Origin of the sequence: Kroppenstedtia sanguinis (genome assembly GCF_050433445.1) — a bacterium.
In the GTDB taxonomy this organism is placed as follows: domain Bacteria; phylum Bacillota; class Bacilli; order Thermoactinomycetales; family DSM-45169; genus Kroppenstedtia; species Kroppenstedtia sanguinis.
In genome coordinates, this window is the sequence record NZ_JBNPXF010000010.1 from 1 (window position 1) to 12,701 (window position 12,701).

Genomic DNA, 12,701 nt, shown 5'->3' on the forward strand with positions numbered 1-12,701 from the left:
TTGAGGATGCGCCACAGGCACTACAATCTGAAATTGAGGATGCGCCACAGGCACTACAATCTGAAATTGAGGATGCGCCACAGGCACTACAATCTGAAATTGAGGATGCGCCACAGGCACTACAATCTCGATGGGCTGAAGCCCTGAGATAGAGGTATCATCCTGCCCGGCGTAGAAGTTTTATGAGTAGGCGTTTAGGGGCAACCATCCTCCTGGTGTAGCTGACCTCCCGGCTTTGCCCCGGCCCGAGGGTCAGATTTCGAAGCGGTCCGTCTCTACTGCTTTGCAGGAGGGCATGGTCGCGTGGTAGCACAGGGTCTCCCCATCTGAAATATGAATAATCAACACGCCTGACAAAAAGATACCGGTGCCCCTTCAGACTCTGTTGAAGGGGCACTCACAGGGAGATGGGAGAAATGGCGGGAAAAATACGAATAGGCATTGATCGGGAGTGGCGGCATCGCCGGCGCACATACTGCGGCATATCAAAAAATGGACGACGTGGAAGTGGTGGCTGTAGCGGATGTGGTGCCGGGAAAAGCCGCAGAATTTATTCAGCGGTTCAATTTAGGGAATGCAGAGGCCTTTGATGACCATCAGAAACTGCTCCAGCTGGTCTGGATGGTGTCAGTATTTGTACACCCAATATTGCTCATCATCAAACAAGTGTCGATGCACTACAAGCCGGAAAACACGTTTTGGTGGAAAAACCGATGGCGGTTACATTGGAGCAGGCGGTGGAGATGGTGGAAGCGGAAAAGAAATCGGGTAAGATTCTCACCGTCGGTTTCCAACCGCGTTATGATCCCAATATGAAAACGGTGAAGGAGATTGTCGGATCAGGAAAGCTGGGCGATATTTATTATGTGCAAACAGGAGGCGGGCGTCGGCGTGGGATGCCAGGAGGAACCTTTATTCGTAAGGACCTTGCAGGCGCCGGAGCCATGGCGGATATTGGTTGTTATTCCTTGGACATGGCTTTGAATGCACTTGGTTATCCCAATCCGCTTTCGGTTACTGCCAGTATTTCAAACCATTTTGGCACAAGCCCGACTTATCATAAGGAAGCAGATCAGTTTGATGTAGAAGACTTCGGAGCAGCTTTTATCCGTTTGGAAGGTGGCATCGCACTCGATTTTAAGATTTCTTGGGCGATGCATATGGATACTTTAGGTGCGACCCAATTCCTCGGCAAAGACGGGGGTCTGAAAGTCACGCCTGCCGGCAGCGGGCCGTGGAGTGGAGTTTGGGATGGAGGAGTCGGTTCAATTACGCTTTTCCATGATGTTTTGGGACGACTTTCGGAAACATCGATTCCAGTCGAGCAACATCAACTTGATATTTTCTATGAAAAGGTTCGGGATTTTGTTGTGGCAATAAAAGAAAACAAACCGGCTCCCATTCCAAGTAAACAAATTTTGAAAAATCAAGCGATCATTGATGGTATTTTTCAATCTGCTGAAATAAGACGAGAAGTCGAAATCCTTCTCCCTGAGGTTTAAGACAAACACCCTTAGGAGGATGAAAAAGCCAAATGAGATCCAAATGATTGGGAGACTGTTCCTCGTTGCTTTACAAGGGAACAGTCGGTTGTTTTATTGTGGAAACGGAGTGGTGCGAAGAAATTTTGAGAAACGGAATGGGTAAATCAACCGTTCACACTGGTGAACCTCCAAAGGAGATAAAAAGGAGGTGCTGATGTTTAGACCTTGGAGGAGAAGGAAAAACTCTTAAGATTGAAGGACTTTGAATTGGACAAGGAGTGATTACGATCCCTGGAGCCCAACCCATGCAACCCGATTGGATGAATCAATTGTTTATCCCTTTGGGAGCGGATCTGGTCCTGTTTATTGTAAAAGCCTTGATTGTCGTTTTCTTGGCATCCTGGCTACTCAATAAGTATGTTAAACCCTTTTTTCCGAAGCGCTCGGAATCGGTAGTGGAGGAACAAAAGGTAGAGGAACAAAAGGCGAAGGAACAAGGTACGAATTCATAATTGGAGAACAAGTTATGGCTGCTGGCGAGCAAAAGGTCAGCGGCTGTTTTTATTTGATATCAGGGCTGTTGATTAACCAGAAAATGGGCGGCGGAAGGGAGTCGTGTGCTGCCAAAGCGACCTTTGCGCCATGGGCACTACAATTTGAAGTTAAGGATGCGCCACAGGCACTACAATCTCGATGGGCTGAAGCCCTGGAATAAAGGTAGCCATCCTACCCAGCGGAGAATCTGGAGGGAGGGCGTTTAGGGGCAACCTCTTCCCTGTGTTGCTTCCGTAAGGCTTTGCCCCTGCCCGATGGTCAGATTTGGAGCGGCCAGTTTTCACTTCCTTGCCGGATGGCAACGGTCGCGTGGGTGAACACGATCTCCCCACCCAAAATATGGCTAATCAACACGCCTGATTTGATATATAGAACTCACTGTGGTCGTGTCCGGTTCTTTTCCAATTCAAGTTTGACAAAGGGATGGGATTCTTGTGTTAAAAAAATAGGTTGGCTGAAATAACAAAACAGAGGAAGCCGATGGTCTTTTCAAATGGTTGCCGTCAGAAAAGGCGAGAAGTTCGCCATTTCAAGGCGGAGGTTCGCGTTTTAGTCGTTGTCGGTCTTTCGCATTCTGTGTCATAATAGGTCTAGGGTACACATCGGATGAGCCATACCGGAACCCCGTGATATAAAAGGAACGTTACTGCACCCAGCGGAAGTCTCCCGCGGTGCCTACTTAGTGAAAAAATTTATGCACTTTTAATTGGGAGGAACGATCTATGAAATCCACGGGTAATGTGGAGGGTCGGTATTATGAGCGCTATCAGGTGGAAGACGTCCTGACGTTCTTCTCCGGTCAACTGATCTCGGCCAAATCGGCGGACGGGATGCAGGTTCTACTCCAGGAGATTTCTCTTAAGGAGCCATTACCCCCAGGTGTGGAAAAAACGTTGACCAACCTGGAAAATGAGCATTTGGCACCGATTTTGGATGTCATTGAGGAACCGGATCGGATTGTCCTAGTCCATCCTCCGTTGACCGGTGAACCACTTTCACTGATGATTCGGCCGCGGCAGGGGATGGAGCCGGCTCAGGCCCTTTCAGTCTATCGTCAATTGTTGCGGACCACAGTTCGGTTGTCCAAGCTTTCGATCCCCCTTTATACAACATTGGATCCACGGAATATCATTATGGAGGGATCGGAACTCTTTGTGCTGTTTGTCAGTTTTGAAAAGATGACCAAAATGGAAGACGATGTGAAATGGCGTTTTCTTCTTCATTTTTTGCTTACGGGCTTCCGACTGGATAGATGGCCTGAAGATCCCGAATCGGAACGCAGTATCCGGGAACTCCCCAAACCGATGAAGGATCTGGTGTTGAAGGCGATGGATCCGGAACAATCCATGGAACAGGTATTGGAGGCGGCGGAAAAAACAGTTCCCCCGAAAACGGAAAAGGAAACTTCCAAAAAAGGAATCTCTTCTACCCGCAAGTGGGTCTATCCGGGAATTGCTATGGTTTTGCTGGTGGCAGGTGTGGTCGCAGGCAACCAGTACATACTTAATAACCAGGGGGCCGCAGCGGATCAAGAGGACAAGGAGAAACAATTAAGCATCAAAGGAAAAGGTACATACTCAAATGTCTCCTTCGCGAAGGATCAAGCGACTACAAAGGCTCTACCCCCCTCTATAGATACTTCATTCCGATTGACTGGCGAGTTTTCCCAAAAGGAGAACAAGCCTTTTTCCCTGTCGGTGGTTTCCGAGAATGTGGAGTCGGATTTCGGCGTTCGCATTAGCGGGAAGGGAAGGGTCCATCTGTTTCAGTATGTAAATGGAGAGACTTTTAAATTGGCGGATTCGGGAGACAGTTTCTCGATTCAACCCGACAAAAAGTATCAACTGGAAGTGATCTATCTACCAGGCCAACCTTTCCGGATCTCCCTCTCGGAAAAGGGAAGTTCCTCAAAGTGGGTGGCAGTGGGGCAAGTACCGGTGGATTCCGTGTTCAAGGTAGAGATGAAGGGGATGAAAGGGACTCAGTTTGCAAATCCCGAAATCGCCCAGATCGATTCAGAACCTAAGTCTTTGGCCGGTTGGATGGAAGGGCAGCCCTGGGTGTTAGTCGACGGCGACGGAATATTACATCCGGATCGCTTTGAAGTGGGGTCCAATGCACGAGTTCATATGGATCAAGAACAGTCTTCTTTTTCTTTCAAGCGTGGGGAGGACTTTGACGGGGACCCGCTTCGGTTGGAGTTGGAGAGTGTGACTGGGGAGCATTATACACTTTCCTGGATGAAAAACGGGCTGATTGAATTATCTCGAGTCGGCTATGAAACGGAAAAGCTGGGAGCCAGCTATCTGGGTACAAAGTGGGATCCCACAAAAGACTCCGGAGTCGCTATCACCAGTGATTCTAGTGAGTTTTCTATTGAGTTGACTCATCAGGATGTGAAGCGGAAGATTGAGACGCATCCGGACAAACCGGTCTCCCTCCGGAAGATCTCCATCGTGACTCAATCAGAAATCACTTTGATGAAGGAGAAATCTGATTCTCCGGAAACTGGCATTCATAGTTGAATCATCTCATAAATGTGAAAAACGCCCGATCCTGTGATCAGGGCGTTCTTTTATGGGGGAAAATAAGATCAGCTGGAGATTCGCTTTTCAAAAGCAGTTTGCAATTGGCGGGTCACTTCTCCGGGCAATCCGGAGCCCACTTTGCGGCTATCGATCGATACGACTGGGGTGACCTCCAAGGTGGTCGAGGAGAGAAACACCTCGTCGGCACGGAAGAGTTCTTCTGCGGAAAAAGTTTTCTCCCTTACGGGAATTCCTAATTCCTGGGCCAATTCGATAATGACATCCCGGGTGATTCCGCGGAGGATGAAGTGGTCGGCAGGATGGGTGATGAGCTGACCGTTGTTGACGATGAAAACATTGGTGGAGCTACCTTCTGTCACCTGGCCATCTCGGTGCAGAATGGCTTCCTGACAACCATGATCCACCGCTTTTTGTTTGGCGAGGACAGCTCCCAGCAGATTGAGGGACTTGATATCACAGCGAAGCCAGCGCAGATCCGGTTCCGTAATCGCGCGCACACCTTGTTGGAGGCTTTGCAGGGGGCGGGTGACTACTTGGGTATAGGCGACTAGCCTGGGATACACTTTTTCAGGGAAGGGGTGGTTCCGAGGGGCGGTTCCGCGGCTCACTTGCAAATAGATGGTTCCTTCCTGGAGACGATTTTGACTGACCAATTCTTCCAGCAGAGTGTCTAGACGTTCCAGGGGAAAAGGGAGAGAAAGTCCAATTTCATTGGCGCTTTTCAGCAGACGGCTCAGGTGTTGATCCTTGCAGAACATTTTTCCGCCGTAAACCCGAATCACTTCATAGACGCCGTCCCCAAACTGATATCCCCGATCTTCGATGTCCACGTGGGCTCGATCTCGAGAGATGAACTGTTCGTCAAACAGAATAACCATGTTATCTTCCTCCCATGTATTTGCACAAGTTAGAATTAGTGTGACTGATCGGCGGCAAATTGACAAGCAGTACTTTCTTAAAATCGGAAAAGGCAAACCTGAATAAAGGGGCTGAGGAATCAAGAGACCCGTGGTGTCCACTCGATCTTCAACCGACGGGCCTTATCGATGAAATTCAGATTTTATTCTATATATAGTAGTGGTATAATGTAGTCAAGTCTACATATTGCGATTTTCATCGTAGCTGAATACATCCAGTCAGTCGCAAAAGAGGGGGAGATGAGTTTTGAAGATCCAACGGTATTTTACTCGCAAGGGCGATGATCCCTTCAATAGCGTCGAGTATGTGAAACGGGATTGCCGCATCACCAATCCTGACGGATCGGTTGTTTTTGAAATGAAAGGGGCGGAAGTTCCGAAACAGTGGTCCCAAGTGGCCGCAGATATCATGATTTCAAAGTATTTCCGGAAGGCGGGGGTTCCCCAGACTGATGAAAATGGGACTCCGCTCATAGATGAAAACGGGAAGCCGGTCACCGGCCCGGAACGAAGTGTTCGCCAGGTGATTCACCGGCTCGCCGGTTGCTGGCGTGAGTGGGGTGAAAATAACGGGTATTTTGATACAAAAGAGGATGCCAAGGCTTTCTACGATGAGTTGGTTTATATGTTACTCCATCAGATGGCAGCCCCTAACTCCCCCCAGTGGTTCAACACCGGGCTGGCTTTTGCCTACGGGATCACTGGTAAAGCCCAAGGGCACTACTATGTGGATCCGGAGACGGAGGAGTTGCGTCGGGGAGAAGATGCTTACAGCCGTCCCCAACCCCATGCCTGCTTTATCCAGTCGGTGGACGATGATTTGGTGAACGAAGGCGGGATTATGGATCTCTGGGTGCGGGAAGCCCGTCTCTTTAAATACGGCAGTGGGACAGGCACTAATTTTTCCAATATCCGTGGGAAAGGAGAACCTCTCTCCGGGGGAGGGACGTCTTCGGGACTGCTCTCTTTCCTGAAGATCGGCGATCGGGCTGCCGGTGCTATCAAGTCCGGAGGAACGACTCGTCGGGCTGCGAAGATGGTCACCTTGGATCTGGATCATCCCGATGTGGAAGAATTTATCAACTGGAAGGCCAATGAAGAGAAAAAAGTGCGGACGCTGATCGAAGCAGGCTATGATCCATCCTTTAATGGAGAAGCCTACGAGACGATCTCTGGGCAAAATTCCAACAACTCCGTCCGGGTTCCCAATGAATTTTTCCGGGTGCTAGATGAGGAGGGAGGATGGGATCTGATTCGCCGGACGGATGGGGAAGTGAGCAAGACCGTGCCAGCCAAAGATCTCTGGAAACAAATCTCAGAGGCGGCCTGGGAGTGCGCGGATCCCGGTCTTCAATATGACGGGACGATCAATGAATGGCACACCTCACCTGCTGGCATGGATGGTCAACTGGGGGCCCGCCACAACCGGATCAATGGCTCCAACCCTTGCAGTGAGTATATGTTCCTGGACAATACAGCCTGCAACCTGGCCTCCCTGAATTTGCTGAAATTCTACGATGTAGAGAATACCCAATTTGACATACCGGCGCTGAAGCATGCTTCCCGTCTCTGGACGGTGGTGCTGGAGATCTCTGTATTGATGGCTCAGTATCCCTCCCAGGAGATCGCGCGGCTGTCTTATGAGTATCGCACACTGGGATTGGGTTATGCCAATATCGGTACCGTTTTGATGGTATCGGGAATCCCTTATGACTCCGATGAAGCTTTGGCGATCACAGGAGCGGTGACAGCGATCATGACTGGAACCGCCTATGCCACTTCGGCGGAGATGGCCCGGGAACTGGGGCCTTTCAAGGCGTTCCCTCTCAACCGGGAGCATATGCTCCGTGTGATTCGCAATCACCGCCGGGCAGCCTATAATGTGGCTGGTGAAGAGTACGAAGGTCTGACAGTGCCACCCATGGGAATTCACCCCACCCACTGTCCGCCGGATCTGCTGGAGGCGGCACGATGGAGCTGGGATGAAGCACTGGAATTGGGGCAGAAGCATGGCTATCGCAACGCTCAGTCGACACTGCTGGCCCCGACGGGCACCATCGGCTTGCTGATGGACTGCGACACGACAGGAGTGGAACCCGATTTCGCCCTGGTCAAGTTTAAAAAGCTGGCTGGCGGTGGATATTTCAAGATCGCCAACCAGTCGATCCAACCGGCTCTGAAGAACCTGGGTTACTCTGAAGACGAAATCCGGGAGATTTTGACCTATGTCACCGGAACCCTCAGCCTGACCGACGCTCCCCATATCAATCGGGAGACATTGAAGGAAAAAGGATTGACTGATACGGAGTTAGACCGGGTGGAAGAAGTGTTGCCCACGGTCTTTGAATTCTCCTTTGCCTTCAACCCGTGGACGTTGGGTGAGGAGTGTATCCAACGACTCGGTTTTGAGCCGGAAGAAGTGCAATCTCCAGATTTCAACTTCCTGCAGGCGATCGGATTTACACGGGCCCAGATCGAAGAGGCGAATGATACAGTTTGCGGGATGATGACTACCGAAGGAGCTCCCCATCTGAAAGAGGAGCATTATCCGGTCTTCGATACCGCCAATCCCTGTGGAAAGCACGGAAAACGGTTCATCCATTACATGGGGCATCTGCGGATGATGGCTGCGGCTCAACCGTTCCTCTCTGGAGCGATCTCCAAGACGATCAACATGCCTGGGGATTCCACTGTGGAAGATATCCAGCATGCCTATCATGAAGGGTGGAGCCTGGGTCTGAAAGCAGTGGCTCTGTATCGGGACGGATCCAAAAGCTCTCAGCCCTTGAATTCCCGCGGGGATGACCAAGGGGACGGAGAGGAAGCGGAGGCGGATCCCGAGGATCAGCTGGAGATGGCGGGATCTCTGACAGCTGCGACTTCCGGTTTGAAGGAAGTGTATGCCAATGGACATGTTCCCAGTGTGCGGCGCCGTTTACCGAAAAAACGAGGCGGAATCACCCAGGAAGCCCGGGTAGCCGGTCAAAAAATCTTTGTCCGCACCGGTGAATATGAAGATGGCTCCCTGGGCGAGATCTTTATCGATATGCACAAAGCTGGAAGCACGATGCGTGGGATGCTGGATGCCTTCGCTGTGGCAGTCTCCTTAGGATTGCAATATGGGGTTCCTTTGGAAAAGTACATTAACTCCATGACCTTCACTCGCTTTGAACCGGCGGGAACCGTCAATCATCCTAACATCAAAATGTCCACTTCCGTCATCGATTATGTGTTCCGCCTGCTCGGGATGGAGTATCTGGGACGAACTGACTTTGTTCAGCTTCCCCCGAAACAGGAAGAACTTCGCATCTATGCAAACCGGCGGAAGCGGGAGCAGGTGGAGACAGAAGAAAAGAAAGAGAGAGCCGCTACTCCGCGGCATGCCAACACGGAGTTGGAACAAGCTTTCCAAGAAGTTACCGGAAGTCGGGAGACACCCCAGGACAACCTGGAGGCGATCCGTGCCTCTAGTGGTGCCCCGATCTGTGTCGAATGCGGTGGGATGACCAAACGCAATGGCTCCTGCTATGTCTGTTTGGATTGTGGATCCACTACTGGCTGTTCCTGATGGGTATAAAGAAGTCCCGCATCTTGTTGGATGCGGGGCCTTTTTTATTCAGGAATGGATCACTCTCCACAACGTACGAGCGATCACCTCATGTCCCTTTCTGTTGGGATGGACGGGTCGATGACCGATCAGGGGGATATCGGAGATGGTTCCATTCCGATAACCGTGAATCAGTTTTGCTTCCCTGCCCAGAAAGGCCGAATGGATATCCACTAGAGGGACTCCCCACCCCTGGCATACCCCGCCGAGCACCTGATTAAATGCTCCTACCCACTGGCGGGCAAATCCGGAGTTTGGAAAAGGATTATACAGATTACAGACGAGAAACGGGCGGGAACGGGCCCAATGAATCCAGGCAAAGATTTGATCCATATGGTGGGAGTATTGAGTCAGCGCTTGTTCATACAAGTAAGGGGTTGTGGACATCATGCCCTTGATATACGTAAAGATCAGATCATTGCCACCGATCCACAAGGTTAACAGATCCGCCTGGCCCACCGCCTGCAACAGACGGGGCGAACGAGCGAGTCGAAGGAGGAGCCGGCGGCTGGTCCATCCCTTGCGGCTTACGTTCAGGAGGCGGAAGGAGGCATGTTCCTTGTGGAGGCCGTAGGACAGTAGATTGACATAGCCACGTGTGCGGGGAGCCGAATAACCTTCTGTAATGGAATCTCCCAGAGCTGTATATAGGAACTTTCCGGAAGGCGTCGTCAACAGTGTCCCCCTTCGTCAGTTGATCATAGTTATGTCTATTCACGACGAGAGAGGGAAGGAAGGGCGTATTCCTTTGGGAGTGTCATATTTCTCATGATATAATGGGGTTCGTTCTGCGAGGGGTCAGTGGATGACAGAAAAGGATGTGACCGATCATGGGCATTTATGCGATCAGCGATCTTCACCTTTCTTTTAACAAAGTGGTGGGTTTGTACGATGTCAATTTTGAACAGGATATCGATAAACCGATGGATAAATTTGGCTGGACGCGTCATTATGAACAGATCAGGGATCACTGGTTGGAAGTGGTGAGCCCTGAAGATACGGTGTTGATCCCGGGGGATATCAGTTGGGCACTCAAATTGGACCAGGCACGCTATGATTTTGAGTGGATTCATGCGTTGCCGGGTAACAAAGTTCTATCACCCGGAAATCATTGTTATTATGCCCAGAGTAAAAAAAAGGTGAGAGAGACTCTCCCCTCTGGAATGAAGTGGGTGGACGCCGATTATACCCTGGTGGAAGAGTATGCGGTGGTGGGCACCCGGGGTTGGAATTTGCCGGGGGATTCCACCTGGGATGAGGCGTCGGATCGGAAGATTTATGACCGACAAGTGGGCCGCCTGCGACTGGCGTTGGAGTCGGCTTGCAGAGAGCATCCGGATAAAGAGAGAATCGCTATGTTACATTTTCCCCCAGTGACTGCCCGAGTGAATACATCCGATTTTATGGAGTTGCTCCAGGAATATGAGGTGAAAGTCTGTATTTATGGTCACCTTCACGGGCGTGCCCACCGAGATGCGGTGGAAGGGAGAGTCGAGGGTGTGCAATTGAAGCTGGTCTCTTGTGATTATCTGAATTACAAACCGATCCCTCTACCTTTATGAATATAGCAACACTCCCCCTCTGACTGACAGAGGGGGAGTGTTTTAATCCAGCAGATCTGTTTGAAGATGTTTCCTCACAGCCTTTTCCAGACGGCCGCTCTGGATTAATTCGGCAGCTTTTTCCACATCTGTGTGCCCGACCCGGTCGTCGGTCAAAGGGGGAATCTGCTCCCGGATCAGCTGATAGGCCGCTTCCGTCCCCGTACCGAGCCGGCCTTCTCCATATTCTAACGCCTGGGCGGCACACAAGTATTCCACCGCTAATGTACGGGTTACATTTTGGATGACGGTGCGCAGTTTACGAGCGGCGATAGAACCCATGCTGACATGATCTTCCTGATTGGCGGAGGACGGGATGGAATCAACGGATGCAGGATGACAAAGGGTTTTGTTTTCCGAGACTAGGGAAGCGGCCAGGTACTGAAGGATCATATATCCTGAATGGAGCCCGCCGTTACGGGTCAGAAATGCAGGTAATCCGCTCAATTGCGGGTTGACCAGCCGTTCTGTTCTTCGCTCGGAGATACTGGCCAATTCCGCTACGGCGATCGCCAAAAAATCCGCCGCTAGCGCGAGAGGTTGTCCGTGAAAATTGCCTCCGGAAATCACTTGCTCTTCCTCAGGGAACAACAGAGGGTTGTCCGTTGCGGCATTCAGTTCTCGCAGCACTACTTGTTGTACATAGTGATAGGCATCCAAAGAGGCTCCATGTACCTGAGGGATGCAGCGGAGACTGTATGCATCCTGAACCCGTTTTTCACCGGGGAGGGTGGTCCGTTGGCTTCCGGACAGGAGTTGCCTCATTCGGTGGGCGGTTGCGGTCTGTCCCTGTTGTCCCCTGGCGTGTTGAAGAAGCGGATGAAAGGCATGGGGAATACCGTTAAGGGCTTCCAGAGTCATGGCCGAGATCACGTCTGCTGCCAGCAACAGTCGATGGGTATCCAGAATCGACAATGCGGTCAGGCTGGCCATCATCTGGGTGCCATTGATCAATGCCAGCCCTTCCTTCGCTTCCAACTGAACCGGTGAGATCCCGGCTTGCTCCAGTGCGGTGGCCGCATCCATCCGTTGGCCGTGTCGCAGGACCTCTCCTTCCCCCAGGAGAGGCAGGGACATATGGGCAAGGGGGGCTAGGTCCCCACTGGCTCCCAGAGACCCTTGGGAAGGGATGATGGGATGGATGTGGTGGTTCAGCAACTGGATTAGGGTTTCCACTGTGACCGGTCGGATCCCCGAATACCCTTTGGCCAAAGCATTGGCCCGCAAAAGCATCATTCCCCGAACGGTCTCTTTATCCAAGGGATCCCCGGCTCCACAAGCGTGACTGCGAATCAAGTTAATCTGCAGTTCTGCCGATTGGGAGCGATCGATCAGAGTATCGCTGAATTTCCCAAATCCGGTAGTGATGCCGTAGACGGTTCGGCCGTCCTGAACCAGGGATTCCACTGTAGACCGGGAGCGGATCATCTTTGCGACAGCATTTTCGGACAGGGAGACGGGAGCACCGAACCGGACTACTTGTTCAAATGATTGTAGAGTGAGATCTTCTCCGTTTAGGGAGATCGTGGATGGCGATGTTGACATATTGCTTTCCTCCTTTAGCTGAAAAAAGTCCAAGCAAAAAGGGGAGCCGGGATCGACCGGTTCCCCTTTTTGCTTGGAGAGATCAACTGATGTAATGAAATAAGCAACTTGTTTTTTTTACCGGTAAGCACCGGCCTGTGAACTTGGATCCCTTTGTACATGGGTTGCCTCCGGGTGTCCATCGTATCTGCAAACCGAAAATAGGCAGAAACGACGGGATATAGATCGGGTGCGACAGAAGCCACACTTGAATAGCATATCTTTGACACCCCCACCACACCTGAAGGGGAGAGGGCTTGTTTTTGGCACGCGTTTAGGGTGGCTCACTGGGTGATTTTTAGCACCTGAACGGATCTGCCACACCTCCTCTTTAGTTTAACCATGGAACACGCGTTTGTAAATGGGTGTGGATTTCAGGGCGCAAGTAGCGCAGAACTTCTGTT

Annotated in this window: 9 protein-coding genes and 1 pseudogene; 7 read left to right on the top strand and 3 right to left on the bottom strand. The window is 51.1% G+C overall.

The window, feature by feature from the left end; translation table 11 throughout:
• Window positions 1-492 precede the first annotated feature (492 nt).
• The 5 genes and pseudogenes from JOD24_RS07735 to JOD24_RS07755 form a co-directional block, all read left to right on the top strand.
• Window positions 493-731, top strand: a pseudogene (locus JOD24_RS07735) (Gfo/Idh/MocA family protein); the annotation flags it as partial.
• An 81-nt stretch (window positions 732-812) separates the two neighbouring features.
• A complete protein-coding gene (locus JOD24_RS07740) occupies window positions 813-1,502 on the top strand; it encodes a Gfo/Idh/MocA family protein (RefSeq protein ID WP_429246724.1) in 690 nt (229 codons plus the stop codon).
• A gap of 287 nt (window positions 1,503-1,789) precedes the next feature.
• The gene (locus JOD24_RS07745) at window positions 1,790-1,996 is read left to right on the top strand and encodes a hypothetical protein (protein ID WP_380163765.1); all 207 of its coding nucleotides are present in this window, start codon (window positions 1,790-1,792) and stop codon (window positions 1,994-1,996) included.
• A 14-nt stretch (window positions 1,997-2,010) separates the two neighbouring features.
• Window positions 2,011-2,199, top strand: coding sequence for a hypothetical protein (locus JOD24_RS07750; protein WP_380163767.1), 189 nt, complete (start codon window positions 2,011-2,013; stop codon window positions 2,197-2,199).
• A 562-nt stretch (window positions 2,200-2,761) separates the two neighbouring features.
• Window positions 2,762-4,564, top strand: coding sequence for a serine/threonine-protein kinase (locus tag JOD24_RS07755; protein WP_429246698.1), 1,803 nt, complete (start codon window positions 2,762-2,764; stop codon window positions 4,562-4,564).
• Between the two features lie 68 nt (window positions 4,565-4,632).
• On the opposite strand, the gene dat is transcribed toward JOD24_RS07755, so the two are convergent.
• Window positions 4,633-5,466, bottom strand: coding sequence for a D-amino-acid transaminase (gene dat, locus JOD24_RS07760; protein WP_380166577.1), 834 nt, complete (start codon window positions 5,464-5,466; stop codon window positions 4,633-4,635).
• Window positions 5,467-5,752: 286 nt separating this feature from the next.
• Here dat and JOD24_RS07765 point away from each other — a divergent pair, with 286 nt between their 5' ends.
• Window positions 5,753-9,073 carry a vitamin B12-dependent ribonucleotide reductase gene (locus tag JOD24_RS07765; RefSeq protein WP_429246699.1) on the top strand — a complete coding sequence of 1,107 codons (3,321 nt, stop codon included), beginning with the start codon at window positions 5,753-5,755 and terminating at the stop codon, window positions 9,071-9,073.
• A 48-nt stretch (window positions 9,074-9,121) separates the two neighbouring features.
• Here JOD24_RS07765 and JOD24_RS07770 read toward each other — a convergent pair whose 3' ends face one another.
• Window positions 9,122-9,787: an SGNH/GDSL hydrolase family protein gene (locus JOD24_RS07770; protein ID WP_380166581.1), complete on the bottom strand. Its 666-nt coding sequence runs from the start codon at window positions 9,785-9,787 to the stop codon at window positions 9,122-9,124.
• A 155-nt stretch (window positions 9,788-9,942) separates the two neighbouring features.
• Between JOD24_RS07770 and JOD24_RS07775 the strand changes: the two genes are divergently transcribed.
• Complete coding sequence (locus JOD24_RS07775) at window positions 9,943-10,674, top strand: metallophosphoesterase (protein ID WP_380166583.1); 732 nt, start codon at window positions 9,943-9,945, stop codon at window positions 10,672-10,674.
• Between the two features lie 42 nt (window positions 10,675-10,716).
• Here JOD24_RS07775 and hutH read toward each other — a convergent pair whose 3' ends face one another.
• A complete protein-coding gene (hutH, locus tag JOD24_RS07780; RefSeq protein WP_380166585.1) occupies window positions 10,717-12,258 on the bottom strand; it encodes a histidine ammonia-lyase in 1,542 nt (513 codons plus the stop codon).
• Window positions 12,259-12,701 lie beyond the last annotated feature (443 nt).